Annotated in this window: 11 protein-coding genes and 3 tRNA genes; 4 read left to right on the top strand and 10 right to left on the bottom strand. The window is 67.4% G+C overall.

Translation table 11 applies throughout. The features are described from left to right. The 7 genes from tuf to ING98_20705 form a co-directional block, all read right to left on the bottom strand. Positions 1-135 (bottom strand): elongation factor Tu (gene tuf, locus ING98_20735; GenBank protein MCA3104302.1); only part of this gene is annotated, 135 nt, incomplete at its 3' end. A 75-nt stretch (positions 136-210) separates the two neighbouring features. Continuing rightward, positions 211-285, bottom strand: a tRNA-Thr gene (locus tag ING98_20730). 73 nt (positions 286-358) lie between these two features. Then, positions 359-432, bottom strand: a tRNA-Gly gene (locus ING98_20725). A gap of 283 nt (positions 433-715) precedes the next feature. Continuing rightward, positions 716-800 (bottom strand) — tRNA-Tyr (locus ING98_20720). A 66-nt stretch (positions 801-866) separates the two neighbouring features. Beyond that, on the bottom strand, positions 867-3149 hold the full coding sequence (gene parC / locus ING98_20715; protein MCA3104301.1) for a DNA topoisomerase IV subunit A: 2283 nt from the start codon (positions 3147-3149) through the stop codon (positions 867-869). 168 nt (positions 3150-3317) lie between these two features. Continuing rightward, positions 3318-5297: a type IIA DNA topoisomerase subunit B gene (locus ING98_20710; GenBank protein MCA3104300.1), complete on the bottom strand. Its 1980-nt coding sequence runs from the start codon at positions 5295-5297 to the stop codon at positions 3318-3320. Between the two features lie 360 nt (positions 5298-5657). Next, positions 5658-5813 (bottom strand): hypothetical protein, encoded by a 156-nt coding sequence (locus ING98_20705; GenBank protein ID MCA3104299.1) that lies wholly within the window; start codon positions 5811-5813, stop codon positions 5658-5660. Between the two features lie 114 nt (positions 5814-5927). Here ING98_20705 and ING98_20700 point away from each other — a divergent pair, with 114 nt between their 5' ends. Further along, positions 5928-7730 (top strand): ABC transporter ATP-binding protein/permease, encoded by a 1803-nt coding sequence (locus ING98_20700; GenBank protein MCA3104298.1) that lies wholly within the window; start codon positions 5928-5930, stop codon positions 7728-7730. 585 nt (positions 7731-8315) lie between these two features. On the opposite strand, the gene ING98_20695 is transcribed toward ING98_20700, so the two are convergent. From ING98_20695 to ING98_20685, 3 genes are all read right to left on the bottom strand, one after another. After that, positions 8316-9116 carry a hypothetical protein gene (locus tag ING98_20695; protein MCA3104297.1) on the bottom strand — a complete coding sequence of 267 codons (801 nt, stop codon included), beginning with the start codon at positions 9114-9116 and terminating at the stop codon, positions 8316-8318. Positions 9117-9380: 264 nt separating this feature from the next. Continuing rightward, a complete protein-coding gene (locus ING98_20690) occupies positions 9381-10583 on the bottom strand; it encodes a DSD1 family PLP-dependent enzyme (protein MCA3104296.1) in 1203 nt (400 codons plus the stop codon). Between the two features lie 27 nt (positions 10584-10610). Next, entirely contained in the window at positions 10611-11621 is a 1011-nt protein-coding gene (locus tag ING98_20685; GenBank protein MCA3104295.1) for an Ldh family oxidoreductase, read from the bottom strand. Positions 11622-11853: 232 nt separating this feature from the next. On the opposite strand from ING98_20685, the gene ING98_20680 reads away from it, so the two are divergent. Genes ING98_20680 through ING98_20670 form a run of 3 tightly spaced genes read left to right on the top strand, consistent with a single transcriptional unit; the run spans position 11854 to position 14130 of the window. Next, positions 11854-13101, top strand: a complete 1248-nt coding sequence (locus tag ING98_20680) for an MFS transporter (protein MCA3104294.1) — start codon at positions 11854-11856, stop codon at positions 13099-13101. Positions 13102-13141: 40 nt separating this feature from the next. After that, on the top strand, positions 13142-13501 hold the full coding sequence (locus tag ING98_20675) for a hypothetical protein (GenBank protein MCA3104293.1): 360 nt from the start codon (positions 13142-13144) through the stop codon (positions 13499-13501). Beyond that, the gene (locus ING98_20670; GenBank protein MCA3104292.1) at positions 13498-14130 is read left to right on the top strand and encodes a hypothetical protein; all 633 of its coding nucleotides are present in this window, start codon (positions 13498-13500) and stop codon (positions 14128-14130) included. Before ING98_20675 ends, ING98_20670 begins: the two co-directional genes overlap by 4 nt. Positions 14131-14308 lie beyond the last annotated feature (178 nt).

The following is a 14308-nucleotide window of genomic DNA, read 5'->3' as shown; positions in this document are numbered from 1 at the left end:
CTTCGCCTCGCCGCCGAACTTGCGCGACAGAATCGTCGTGATCGCCGCCGTCAGCGTCGTCTTGCCGTGGTCGACGTGACCGATCGTCCCGACGTTCACGTGCGGCTTCGTGCGTTCGAATTTTCCTTTGGCCATGACTGGAGCTCCTGCTGCGGATGCGAGTGGGTTTGAACGATTGGGCTTGTGAGGCGGGGCCTGCGGCCTTGATGATGGTGCCCATGGCCCGGATTGAACGGGCGACCTCTCCCTTACCAAGGGAGTGCTCTGCCACTGAGCTACATGGGCGAAAACGGGGTGACGCGTGGCGGGTGCTGCGTATTCGGGGGGGTTCGGGATATTCGGGTGACGCGAGACATTCTGGAGCGGGTGAAGGGAATCGAACCCTCGTCTTTAGCTTGGAAGGCTATGGCTCTACCATTGAGCTACACCCGCGCGTGCTTCCGACCAACCGCCTGCCCTGGCAGCCCTGCCAGAACCTCCGGAACGGCCAGACGCGGACACGACATCCGCATCCTGACTCCGGACGCGGGTACCGGCCTGGGTGAAGACGGCATCACCTGGTCGAGGGGCGGATTCGACCGCCGGCTTCGGTTCATCCGTAGGAGCCGGCTGCGATGCATGAACTGGGTAAATCAATTGACCAGATGCTTGATTCGTTGACAGAACATCTGACGCGGCGGGTACTGCCGCGGATGCGGGAACTGCTGGGAAAGCGTGGTGGAGGGGGAAGGATTCGAACCTTCGAAGGCAGAGCCGTCAGATTTACAGTCTGATCCCTTTGACCGCTCGGGAACCCCTCCAAAAATGCGAATCGCGGATTTTGGCGCTGACCGGGGCGCTTGTCAATTGCTGATTGAACCAAACGCTCACGCAGGCCCGGGCAGCACCTCGTCGGCGCGGAACTTCCGGGGCAGCAGCAACCCCTTGCGCGCACGGCGGCCATTGTAGTCTGCGAGTTCGGCGCCGCGGATTTCGATGTCCCCGACCTTTCCCATGCGGGCAGTGCCGCCCAGCCGCAGCGACTTTCCGTTGCAGGGGCCGATCGCGACCAGCCGTTCCCCGTCATCGAGGCCGATCGCGATCACGCCGCGACCACCGCCCGACAACTGCTTGAACTCTTCCATCGGGAACACGAGCAGGCGGCCGGCGCCCGACACCGCCGCGACCGAGGGCGTCGACGCCGCCTGGAAGATCATCGGCTTGACCGGCTCTTCGTCTGGAGTGAGCCCCATGAACTGCTTGCCGGCCTTGATCCGCGACTGCATGTCGCCGAGCGTGCACCAGAACGCATAGCCACCGGTGCCGCCGAGCATCACGCACTCTTCCGGCCGCCCGGCGACCATCTGGGTGATGCGCGCACCCTCCTGCACATCGAGCAGCGAAGGCGCCGGCACACCGTCGCCGCGCGCGCCCGGAAGCTGGGCGACCGGGACCGTGTAGGCGCGGCCGCGTGTATCGAGGAACACCGCCTGGTCGACGGTGCGCACCTCGCGCGCATACTGCAGCGCATCACCTTCCTTGAACGTGAACTGGCTCCAGTCGTGGCCATGGCCGCTGCGCGCGCGCACCCAGCCCTTGGTCGAGAAGATCACCGTCACCGGCTCGTCGACCACCGCTGCCTCGACGCTGGCCCGCTCGGACGCCTTGATCAGCGTACGGCGCGCGTCGCCATGCTGCTTCGCGTCGGTCTCGATCTCCTTGATGATCAGCTTCTTCATCGACGCCGGGTTCTCGAGCAGTTCGAGCAGCTCGGCACGTTCGCCGCGCCTGGCCTCGAGATCCTGCTCGACCTTGAACGCCTCGAGCCTGGCCAGCTGGCGCAGCCGCATCTCGAGGATGTCCTCGGCCTGCCGCTCGGACAGCTTGAACGCGGCCATCAGCTCCAGCTTCGGTTCGTCCGAATTGCGGATGACCCGGATCACTTCGTCGACATTGAGCAGCACCAGCATCCGGCCTTCGAGCACGTGGATGCGCTCGTCGACCTGGGCCAGCCGGTGTTCGCAGCGACGGCGCACGGTATCGAAACGGAAGTCGATCCACTCGGCGAGCACCCCGCGCAGGGACTTCTGCTGCGGCCGGCCATCCCGGCCGATGGTGACGAGGTTCACCGACACGCTCGACTCCATGCTGGTGTGCACGAGCAACGTGTTGATGAACTCGTCGCGGTCCAGGCGCGAACTGCGCGGCTCCAGTACCAGCCGCACCGGTGAATCCTTGCTCGACTCGTCGCGGGCCTTCTCGAGCACCGACAGCGTCAGTTGCTTGAGCTGAGCCTGATCCTGAGTCAGCGTCTTCTTGCCCGCGCGCACCTTCGGGTTGGTGAGTTCCTCGATCTCGCCGAGGACCTTCTGCACCGAAACGCCGGGCGGCAGCTCGGTGATCACCGCCTGCCATTGCCCGCGCGCCAGTTCCTCGAATGCCCAGCGTGCCCGCACCTTGAGCGAGCCACGCCCGGTGTCGTAGGCCGAGCGCAGGTCATCGTCGGGGGAGATGATCTGCGCCCCACCCGGGAAGTCCGGCCCCGGCACGAAGCCGCGCAGCGCATCGACATCGAGCTTGGGGTTGCGGATCAGCGCGACCGCGGCCGAGGCGACCTCGCGCAGGTTGTGCGACGGTACCTCGGTGGCCATGCCGACCGCGATGCCGGATGCGCCGTTCAGCAGCAGCATCGGCAACCGTGCCGGCAGCAGCGTCGGCTCACGGAACGCCCCGTCGTAGTTCGGCACGAAATCGACCGTGCCCTGTTCGATCTCGGACAGCAGCAGTTCGGCGATCGGCGCCAGCCGCGCTTCGGTGTAGCGCATCGCCGCCGCGCCGTCGCCGTCGCGCGACCCGAAGTTGCCGTGGCCGTCGACCAGCGGGTAGCGCATGGTGAAGTCCTGCGCCAGCCGCACCATGGCGTCGTACGCGGACTGGTCGCCATGCGGGTGCAGCTTGCCCAGCACCTCGCCGACGATCCGCGCCGACTTCACAGGCTTCGAGGTCGACGTCAGTCCGAGCTCGCGCATCGCGAACAGGATCCGGCGCTGCACCGGCTTCTGGCCGTCGCAGACATCGGGCAGCGCGCGCCCCTTCACGACCGACATCGCATACGACAGGTATGCATGTTCGGCGAACAGCGATAGCGGCAGCGCATCGCCGTCGGGCATTGCCGGCAGTGCGCCCGGCGCGCGCGGTGGCACACCCCCGGCACCGGCTGCCACCGCCACGGCAGGCTCGGGTACGACGGCGACGTCGCGCCCGCTGCCGAACAGGTCCGGCTGGTCTGCGTTGCCGCTCATCGAGTGCCCCTCCGCTCATACTCCAGGCTGAACCGGTCAGACATCCGCTTCCACCTCGTTGCCGTGCCGTTCCATCCAGGCGCGGCGTGAAGCCGCCTCCCCCTTGCCCATCAGCATCGTGAATACCTTGTGTGTCTCGGCCAGTTCGGCACGGGTCATCGCCACCGGCAGCAATCGGCGCGTCGCCGGGTTCATCGTGGTCTCCCACAGCTGCTCGGCGCTCATCTCGCCCAGGCCCTTGAATCGCTGCACCTGCCAGGACCCGTCGCGCACGCCTTCCTTGCGCAGCTTGTCTTCGATGGACACGAGTTCGGCATCGTCTAGCGCATAGACTTTCCGCGCGAGGCGCTTGCCATGGCCGGGCACGTCGACCCGATACAGCGGCGGCTTGGCGATGTACACGTTGCCCCGCTCGACCAGCTTCGGGAAATGGCGCAGGAACAGCGTCAGCAGCAGCACCTGGATGTGCGAGCCGTCGACATCGGCGTCGGCCATGATCGCGATCTTGCCGTAGCGCAGGTTCTCGACCACCGCGTCGGGCGCGTCGAGGTCGTGCGGGTCGACGCCGATCGCCACCGCGATGTCGTGGATCTCGTTGTTCGCGAACAGCCGGTCGCGCTCGTGCTCCCATGAGTTGAGCACCTTGCCGCGCAGCGGCAGGATCGCCTGCAGGTTCTTGTCGCGGCCCTGCTTGGCGGAACCGCCGGCCGAGTCGCCCTCCACCAGGAAGACCTCGTTGTCGCGCGGATCCGACGATTCGCAGTCGGTGAGTTTCCCAGGTAGAACCGCGACCCCGGAACCCTTCTTCTTCTCGACCCGGCTCTGCGCGGAGCGCATCCGCTGCTGCGCCTGGCGGATGGCCAGTTCGGCGATCGCCCGGCCATACTCGACGTGCTCGTTCAGCCAGAGATCGGACGGGTCGCGCACCATCGTGGATACCAGCCGCACGGCATCGCGCGAGGACAGGCGTTCCTTGGTCTGCCCCTGGAACTGCGGGTCGAGCACGCGCGCGGACAGGATGTAGCAGGCGCGTCCGAACACATCCTCCGGCTGCAGCTTGACGCCCTTGGGCAGCAGGTTGTGCAGGTCGATGAAATTCTTCACCGCATTGAACAGCCCTTCGCGCAGCCCGCTGTCGTGCGTGCCTCCCGCGGCGGTCGGGATCAGGTTGACGTAGGACTCGCGCACCACCGAGCCATCCTCGGCCCAGGTGATCGCCCAGGCGGCACCCTCGCCCTCGGCGAAGCTGTCGTTCTCGGCCGGCTTGCCGGCGTACTTCTCGCCGGTAAAGATGGGCGTCAGCGTCTGGGCGCCGCCAAGCAGTTCCTCGAGGTACTCGTTGATGCCGCCCTTGTAGCGCCAGGTGCGCGATTCGAAGGTACCCCCGGCCTTCTCGGTGGCGAGCGTCACCGCCACGTTCGGCAGGAAGGCAGCCTTCGAGCGCAGCAGCCGTTCGAGTTCGTCCAGCGGCACCTTCGGCTGGTCGAAGTACTTCGGGTTCGGCCAGATGCGCAGGCGCGTGCCCGTCTCGCGGCCGGCATCGCCCGCCTTCCGGAGCCTGCTGACCACGTCGCCGTCGGCAAAGCCGATCTGCCACAGCGCGCCTTCACGGCGCACCTCGACATCGAGCCGCCGGGACAGTGCGTTGGTCACCGACACGCCGACGCCATGCAGCCCGCCGGCGAACGAGTATGCCTCGCCGGCGCGCTTGTTGAACTTGCCGCCCGCATGCAGTCGGGTAAACACCAGTTCGACCACCGGCACCTTCTCTTCGGGGTGCGGGCCGACCGGGATACCCCGGCCATCATCCGCGACGCCGATCGAGCCATCGGCGTAGAGCGTCACCTCGATCTTCTTCGCATGTCCCGCCAGGGCCTCGTCGACGCAGTTGTCGATCGCCTCGGCAATGATGTGCCCCGGATCGCCCGTCCGGGTGTACATGCCCGGGCGTTCCTTTACCGGCTCGAGCCCTTTCAGGACCCGAATCGAACCTTCATCGTAACGAGAGTTGGCCATTCGATCCGTTCAAGAAACCTGGTTTGGCGCCGAAAACAATTCACACCTGTTGTGGATAACCGCGCTCCGTCCGCCCCGCAGCCCGCACCGTTGCTTGCGATCGACCGGGTTGCCTCCATAACAGGCACCAGCCTGCGCGATCGCGTGACCGCTAGCTGCTTGCTCGAAGCACGCCGCCCTGTCAAGACTTGACGTCGGGCAGTCGATTCGTGTCCGCTTTCGATGCTGCGATCTAGGCGATGGGCAGGCCGCACGGCATGCACCTACGCGGCGCAATTATAGTGAGCGGACGGCAGCGCGCAGCATCCGGCACCGAATGATCGTGCTTGACATCGGCGCACGGACGCTGCAACCGGATGTTCAGGAGGCCACGACCCTCGCCAGCAACAACGCACCGCTCACGGTGAGCACGGCGGCGATCACGCGCAGCAGCCTTTCGCGCGACAGACGCTCGACCAGCCTGCCGCCCGCCAGCACGCCGATCGCGCACACCGGCAGGAGCACCGGCAGGCTCACCGGCAGCGCTCCGGACAGCGCGCTCGACGCGGCAAGCCATGATGACGGGTCTGCGGATCAGCACGCCTCTTGCAGGATGATACTGTGCGCCGAGCCCACCGGAGCCCCCTCTCGATGCCGACGCGATTGCTCGAATTCCTGCGCCTGTTCTGGCGCCTCGCATGCCCCTACTGGAAGTCCGAGGAACGCGGCATGGCGTGGCTGCTGCTGTGCGCGGTGGTAGCGCTCAACCTGGCCTCGGTCTTCATGCTGGTGCAGGTCAACGCCTGGTACAACAGCTTCTACAACGCGATCCAGGACTACGACCGGCCGGGCTTCGTGGCCCTGCTCTGGTACTTCCTGCTGCTGGCAGCGGTCTACATCCTGATCGTCGTGTACCAGCTCTACCTGAACCAGATGCTGCAGGTCCGCTGGCGGCGCTGGCTGACCACCCGCTACATCGAACGGTGGCTGTCCGGACAGGCCTATTACCGGGTGCAACTGCTCGATGCCGGCACCGGTGCCGGCACCGACAACCCGGACCAGCGCATCAGCGAAGACCTGCGCCTGATGTGCGACCAGACGCTGGAGATCGGGCTCGGCCTGATGAACGCGATCGTCACGCTCGCGTCGTTCGTCGTGGTGCTGTGGTCGCTGTCCGGCCCGGCCACCGTGTCGATCGGGGGCATTGAACTGACCGTCCCGGGGTACATGGTCTGGGCGGCCGTGGCCTACGCGGCGATCGGCACCTGGCTCGCCAACCTGATCGGGCGCCCGCTGGCGAGGCTCACCTTCGAGCAGCAGCGGCATGAGGCCGACTTCCGTTATGGCCTGATGCGCCTGCGCGAGAACAGCGAGAGCGTCGCCCTGTACCGGGGCGAAGCAGGCGAGCGCGCACGGCTGGGCGCGCGGTTCGGCGCCGTGTTCGCCAACTACTGGCAGTTGATGCGACGGCAGAAGAAGCTCACCTGGTTCAGCAACGGATACAACCAGCTTGCCACCGTGTTTCCCTTCGTGGTCTCCGCGCCGCGCTACTTCGCGAAGGAGATACAGCTCGGCGGCCTGATGCAGATCTCCTCCGCCTTCGGACAGGTACACGGTGCGCTGTCGTACCTGATCAATGCCTACCCGGCGATTGCCGCATGGAAGGCGACGGTGGACCGACTCACCGGCTTCGAGCAGCGGATGCTGGACTCGGAACAGCGCACCCGCCGCGCGGACCGGTTTCTCTTCTGCGAGGGCGCGCGCACGACGGTCAGTGCTCAGCCGGAGGCAGGCACCGGGCAGGCCAGCGCCGTGCCGGTGCTGAGCGTACGCGGGCTGGACGTGGCCCTGCCCGATGGCCGTCTCCTGGTCGCCAGGCTGGATCTAGACATCCGCGCAGGCGACGCGCTGCTGGTCAGCGGGCCGTCCGGCTCCGGCAAGAGCACGCTCCTGCGCGCACTGGCCGGCATCTGGCCCTATGGGCAGGGAGAAGTGACGCTGCCGCCGCGCGGCGAGGTACTGTTCCTGCCACAGAAGCCCTATCTGCCATCGGGCACGCTGCGCGAGGCCCTCTGCTATCCCGGCGCCGCGGTGCCGGCCGACGATCCCCGATTCGAGTCCGTGCTGGAACGATGCGGCCTCGGACACTTCACTGCCCGCCTCGACCAGTCCGACCTGTGGGCGCAGGTACTCTCGGGCGGCGAGCAGCAGCGGGTGGCCTTCGCCCGTGCGCTCCTGCTCGAGCCGACGCTGCTGTTCCTCGACGAATCCACCTCGGCGCTGGATGAGCCGTCGGAGGAAGCGCTGCATGGACTGCTCGTGCAGGCGCTGCCAGACACCACGATCGTCAGTGTCGGGCACCGGCGCACGCTCTGGCGCTGGCACCGCAACAGGTTGTCTTCCATGGGACACGGACTCTGGGAGCTCGCGCCACTGTCGCCGTCAGGCCGTTAGCCCTGGCCCGCGCAGGAAAGCGCGGGATGCCGGTTGCGCCACCGGACGCTGGCTCGCTTCATTTGTCCATGGACAAGGCCGAGACCCATCACTGCAGCCCTTTTCGGGCGCCCGCTCGTGCACCAGCGCCCCTGGTCGCACGGGGCCGCTTCATGCGCGCCTGAACGGGGCACCTTCTTGTGCAACACGGCAAACACAAGCGGTACGCGAGGAACGGCGATCGGGCAAAAAAAAGCGGAACCTGTCGGTTCCGCTGAAAATCCACCAAAGGAGGAGGTTTCGGAGGATTATGCGAGACGCTGTTAACGTCTGGCACGGAAAGGATGGTACGCCGATGCGCTGACAAAATCAAGCATTGATTGTGCGGTGCGTCATTGTCGAAGCGCGACACAGCGAAAATGCCAGATGCCGGCGGGATCGATCACCGGCAGGCGGTCGCCTGTCGTCTGGACCTGACGACGGACACATCTGGTTCGCCAGTCCAATCAATCGATTGGACAAATCCACCGACCGACGACCCGTGCAGCCCTGTAGATCCGGCCTGGAATCGCCATCGGAACCTAAAGTCCTGCGCGCTTCAAGTCGCTAAAGAATCCAAGCAACAGACCCCCCTCCTCTTCTGTTGCCTCTTTCCGGGCAGGCCGAAAAGCCTGCCCGCTTTTTCTGGTCGCGCAGGCTGTCACGCTCCTCGCGGATGCGGTTTCCCAGCGCTGATCCGGACTCCGGCATCGCTCGCAACCCCAGCCGCTCGAGCCACGCCTGCTGCACCGGATCGGAGAATCCCGCCTGCAGAGCCTCGCCAAGCGCGGTCACCCGCCGCGCCACCCAGCTGGAGGGTGCGAACACGCCGAACCAGCCTTCCGAGGGCGGCCCCTCGGTATCCGACATCACCGGCTCTGCGCGCAGCACGCCCCGCTCGACCCAGGTGCCCGCCAGGGCCCGCGGCAGCACGGCCATGGGTATCTGGCCGCCGAGCAGCGCCTGCAGCGCGGCCGCCCCGCCGTTGAACGCGACTTCCCGGCACATCGGTGCCGCGCTACCGGCCCGGCGCTGCGCCGCCAGGCTGCGCGCGAGCGCTGCAGACCGGCCGCCGTGGCCGGCGCTGCCGATCACACAATCGGCCAGCGCCGCGCCGTGCAGCAGCAGGTACGGCACCGCAACGCAGGATGCCACTGGTTGCAGGCGATCGAGCAGCGCAGCCAGCGCCGGGCGCTCGAGCGCCGCGTGCACGCACAGTGCCTCGCTCGCGAGCAGCAGGCTGCCTGAGTCCGCCGACTGACCGACCATCTGCTCGACCGCTCGCTGCCCGCCTGCCGCCGGCATCCGCTCCACCGCAAGCCGGTGCCCGAGATGCCCCTCCGCAATGCGGGCGACCGCGCGCGCCACGGCGTCGGACAATGCCGAGCCGGACGCCGACTGCATCGCACGCTGGATACGGCTCGAAGGAACGGTGCCGACGATTTCGGTGGGGCCGGAGGGCAGGAAAGGCAGCAGAAGCAGCCCGCTCGACGCAGCGGCATGACCGCTGGAGGCCACCAACAATGCCGAGAGGCCCAGCCGACGGCGCGCTTCACTGATCACGGCTTGCGGGTCCGGGATTGTCGCTGCCGTCCACCCCGGTCACGGGGTCCTCGGCCGCTGCCGGCCGGTTCAGAAGCCGGGGCCGCGCCCGCTGACCGGCCACAGCGCCTCGACGCGGCCGTTGCGAACACCGACGAACCAGTCGTGCAGGTTGACCGTCGGATCGCAGTGACCGGGAATCAGGCGGACCTTGTCGCCGATCGCCAGTTCGACCTCCGGCCGCCCGAGCCGCAACACGCCGTGCTCGTCGGACGCACCGACGTAGCTGGCGCCTTCGATGTCCGGCACGGTCGGATAGCCCGAGTCGGATGACGAGGCCTTGTGGCCGACGTCACAGACCGCACGCTCCGGTACCGGACGGCTCATCACCGTCGAAAGGATGAACAGGCTGTGTTCGAACTCGGCAAAGGTGCTGCCGCTGGCCGCCTGGTTTCGCGCATAGTCGGCATCCAGGAAAATATAGGAGCCTGCCTGCAGTTCGCTGTAGAGGCCGCTCGCACCCTCCAGTTCGAAGGTGCCGGTGCCTGCCCCAGTGACCTTCGGCACCGGGATGCCGAGCGCTTCGATCAGGGTACGCGTCGACGCAGCCTTCGCCACCGCACCGGCAATCGCCTGTTGCCGCTCGGCGACAGTGCGCAGGTGCTGTGCCGAGCCGTGGTAGGCCTGCAGCCCGGCAAAGCGCAGGCCGGGCAATGCCGCCACCTGCTGCGCGAGCGCCGCGGCGGGCTCGCCCGGCGGCATGCCACAGCGCCCGGCGCCGACGTCGATCTCGACCAGCACGTCGATGGTCGCACCGGCGGCCACCATCGCCTCGGACAGCGCACGCGCATTGGCCGGGTGGTCGACGCACACCGACAGCGTCGCGCGCCGCGCCAGCGCAGCCAGCCGTGCCAGCTTCGATCGGCCGACCACCTCGTTGCTGACCAGCACATCGGTGATGCCGCCATCGACCAACGCCTCGGCTTCGGCCACCTTCTGCACGCACACGCCCACCGCGCCGGCCGCCACCTGGCGCGCGGCGATGTCCGGCGACTTGTGCGTCTTGGCGTGCGGCCGCAACTGGAGCGCCGGGTTGCCGCCGGACGCACGCATCGCGGCGACCTTCGCGGCCATACGCGCGAGGTTGCGTTCGAACGCGTCCAGCTCGACGATCAGGGCCGGAGTATCGACTTCGGAGATCGGGTCACCGATACGCGCCGGTGCCGGCACGGATGCGCTGCGTCCGAGCACCGGTGCTGCAGCGGCGCCTGAACTGCCGTTCGGATTCTGCATGCGGGAAGTCCTTGCGTGGTCGCCGGCTCAGGACAGGCGCGCGATCGACAGATCGTCGGCGAGGTTGCCCAGGATGTCGAGCAGTGGCGCGGGCAGCGCGATGCCGTCCTTCGACTGCTGGGCATGGCGGCGATGGCTGTCCTCGCCCGGCACGCGGATCCGGTCCACGCCCGGCATCTTCTGCGCCGACCGCATCTCGCGCGACACGCGATCGACATCGCGCTTGATGGTGTCGGGGTCGCCGAACGCCGACAGGCTGACGGCGACGATGCACTGCCCGGTATTGGTCACGCTCTTCGAGTCGGCATTGAAGTCGACCACGTCGCGGCCCATCGCGGCGCCGTTGAGCGAACCCCCGAGCAGGCCGATGATCAGCGCGAGGCCATAGCCCTTGTGCCCGCCGATCGGCATCAGGAAGCCTTCGGACGCGCGCTTCGGATCGAGCAGCGGCTTGCCGTCGTTGCCCATCATCCAGCCCTCCGGCATCATCTCGCTGCGCTGCGCGCGCGCCTTGATCTTGCCGTAGGACGCGACGGTGGTCGCCATGTCGAGCACCACCGGCGGCTCTTCGTGGGCAGGCACCGCGATCGCCAGCGGGTTGGTCGACAGCAGCATCTCGATGCCCCCCCAGGGCGGCAGGTGGTTGGCGCTGCCGACCGCGCCGTAGATGCCGACCATGTCGTGCGCGAGCGGCATGCGCGCGTAGACCGCGCCGGCGCCCGCATGGTTGCCGTGATGCAGGCCGACCCAGGCCACCCCGGCCACCTTCGCCTTGGCGATCGCGGTCTCGGCGGCGAAGCGCATGACCAGATGGCCCATGGCGTTGTCGCCATCGATCAGCGCCGTGGCGACCGTCTCGCGCTCGATGCGGATCTGCGGGTGCAGGTTGAACCCGCCGGCACGGATGCGCTTGACGTACTGCGGCAGCCGGAAGATGCCGTGCGCGTCGGACCCGAGCAGGTCGGCCTCGATCATCATCTCTGCGGTCGAACGCGCATCGGCCGCCGGCACGCCGCAGGCGACATAGGTACGGGTCATGAAGTCGACCAGCTGGTCGACGCTGAAAACCTGGCTCACGGGAAACGCTCCTCGATGCTGGACGCGGTGGGGAATGCTTGGGGCATTCGGCGGACAGCACGAAGGGTACCGCAACGCCGTCGGCCGGCGAATGTCCGGCAGCGGGCGGGGCACGCCGACCGCAGTGCGGTCGTATCATCGACCTTCACCGCCGTTGCGCAGCCCCGTCGAACGCCTGCCGAGAACCCAGCCCATGCCGCCGCCGAACCTTGCCACCCATCCCGCCGCCACCGGTCCGTCCGAGGCACCGGCGGGTCAGGACAGCGGCTCGCGCCGCGCGCTCGGCCTGCTGATCAATGCCGGCCACCTGATCGACCACCTGATGCTGCTGATCTTCGCCACCGCGGTGTCGGCCATCGCGGCCGAGTTCGGCTTCGCGCGCTGGGAAGACCTGATGCCCTACACCATCGGCGCGTTCGTGACGTTCGGGCTTTGCTCACTGCCCGCCGGCCGGCTGGGCGACCAGTGGGGCCGGCGGCAGATGATGCTGCTGTTCTTCTTCGGCATCGGCGGCGCGGCGACGCTGGTCGGCCTGGCCAACGACGAGTGGCAGCTTGCCGCGGCGCTGACGCTGGTCGGGGTATTCGCTGCGATCTACCATCCGATCGGCATCCCGATGCTTGTGCGCGACTCGAAGAATGCCGGCCTCACCATCGGCATCAATGGCCTGGCCGGCAACCTGGGCATCGCGGCGGCCGCGGTGTCCACCGGGCTGCTGATCCAGTACGCCGGATGGCGCTCGGCGTTCGTGGTGCCGGGACTGGTCGCGATCGCGTGCGGCATCGCGTTCGCGCTGCTCATCCCGAAGGAAGCGGGCTCGCCGGCGAAGCGTCCGGTGAAGAAGCCCATCGAGGTGCCCAGGGGCGTGCTGGTGCGCGTGGTGGCGCTGATGACCGGCACGGCGATCTTCGGCACGATCGTCTTCAACTTCACCACCAACGGCAACCTGGAATTGCTGCGCGAACGGCTGCAGTGGCTAGGCGACAGTCCCGCCACGCTCGGGGCACTGCTTGCGTCCGTCTACGTGATCGCCTCGCTCGCCCAGGTAGCCGTCGGCACGCTGCTCGACCGGTTCCACGTGAGGCAGGTGATGGCACCGATCGTCGGCCTTCAGGTGCCGCTGTTCATCCTCGCCGCGAATACCGACGGCTGGGCGTTCTACGGGGTGCTCACGGCGCTGATGGTGTTCGTGTTCGGCGCGATCCCGTTCACCGACACGATGGTCGTGCGCTTCGTCGACGACCGCATGCGCTCGCGCGTGACCGGCATGCGCTTCTTCATCGCGTTCGGCGTGAGTTCGGTCGTGGTCGGGCTGCTGGGCCCGTCGGTGAAGGCCGCCGGCTTCACCGCGATGCTCTACGTGATGGCAGCGGTCGCGGTCTGCACGACGATCTGCGCCGCGATGCTGCCGGACGATCCGCAGCGGCCGCCGGGGCACTGAGCGACGACACATATTCATGTGTCGCTGCTAGACTCCGTCCATGAACATCACGTTTGCTCTGGATGACGCGCTCGTGGCGGCGGCCAAGTCGCTGGCTGCGCGCCAGAACACGTCGGTGAACGCGCTCGTGCGCAGTGCTCTCGAGCATCAGGTGGCGCTGGGCGGTGGCGACTCGGGTGCGGGCACGGCTTCGGGCGTACTGCAGGAACTACTGGAATACTCGGCGGGCAGTCGGCCACGCGCGGTGGCGATGCAGGCGCTCGGCATCAGTGATTACGGGGTCTTCCTGCGGCTGCTCAACGCGGCCGGGCTACCGCACCCGATCGTGCCAATGAGCACGCGCCGGCAGATGGCCGACGCACTGGGCAAGGTGCTCGCGGCGCAAGCCACGCAGGCGTGACTGCGAGGCGGCCGATCCGGCTGGTCATTCCCGACACCGGCCCATTGATCTCGTTGGCAGCCGGTGACGCGCTGGACCTGTTGCTGCTCGCGCGCGAAGACGTGCGGATCGTGCTGACCGACATGGTCGAGTTTGAAGCGACGCGGCGCGCGGACGAGTATGTCGACGGCGCGAAGATCCGACAGTTCCTGATGGATCATGCGCAACGGATCGAAGTGTTGCCGACGACGATCGGGCAGATGGCCTTGCCGGACATGCGCCGCAGGCTGGATCAGGGCGAGTCCGCCCAGATGCCCAAGGACATCGGCGAACTGTCGATCGTGAACGTCGTGATCTCGCTGCGTACCGCCAACCCCGGGGACCCCACGCTGGTGCTGATCGAAGACGACTGGTTCACTGCCAACACCTACGCCGTACCCGGCAATATCCACCTGCTTTCGACGGCAGCGTTTCTCGATGGCCTCGAGCAGGCTGGCGTCCTGCCGTCAGCCGCAGAGGTCCGCATGCGTATCCAGCACCAGCGGCCGAATTTCAGGTCAGACTGGTGGGTGGATCAGCCTGCGCCGAAGATCGAGGCGGGGACAAAGTGGGTGAGTCGGTTCGGGCGGGGTGCCAAGGGCGAGGATTGAAGCACCGAGGGCAGGTGCCATCTGCTCACTGCTTCGGGCTTTCTGCGTGTATCGGGAAAGCAAAAAGTGTACTTTCAAACGTCATGGTGGCCACGCATCGCCCGGGGATGCGGCGCCACCCGGGGCCCGCTGCCCGGCCCTGGTTTCTTCCCACCCGATCAGGATGCCTCCTACATGC

Source organism: Rhodocyclaceae bacterium (assembly GCA_020248265.1).
GTDB lineage: Bacteria > Pseudomonadota > Gammaproteobacteria > Burkholderiales > CAIKXV01 > CAIKXV01.
This window is presented reverse-complemented; position numbering and strand designations above follow the sequence as displayed.

What these genes read in the sequence shown, in the direction of transcription:
- ING98_20710 (MCA3104300.1), bottom strand. Translation starts at nt 5,297, where the DNA reads ATGGCCAACTCTCGTTACGATGAAGGTTCGATTCGGGTCCTGAAAGGG.
- parC (MCA3104301.1), bottom strand. Translation starts at nt 3,149, where the DNA reads ATGCCCGACGGCGATGCGCTGCCGCTATCGCTGTTCGCCGAACATGCA.
- ING98_20685 (MCA3104295.1), bottom strand. Translation starts at nt 11,621, where the DNA reads ATGACCCGTACCTATGTCGCCTGCGGCGTGCCGGCGGCCGATGCGCGT.
- ING98_20680 (MCA3104294.1), top strand. Translation starts at nt 11,854, where the DNA reads ATGCCGCCGCCGAACCTTGCCACCCATCCCGCCGCCACCGGTCCGTCC.
- ING98_20675 (MCA3104293.1), top strand. Translation starts at nt 13,142, where the DNA reads ATGAACATCACGTTTGCTCTGGATGACGCGCTCGTGGCGGCGGCCAAG.
- ING98_20700 (MCA3104298.1), top strand. Translation starts at nt 5,928, where the DNA reads ATGCCGACGCGATTGCTCGAATTCCTGCGCCTGTTCTGGCGCCTCGCA.
- ING98_20690 (MCA3104296.1), bottom strand. Translation starts at nt 10,583, where the DNA reads ATGCAGAATCCGAACGGCAGTTCAGGCGCCGCTGCAGCACCGGTGCTC.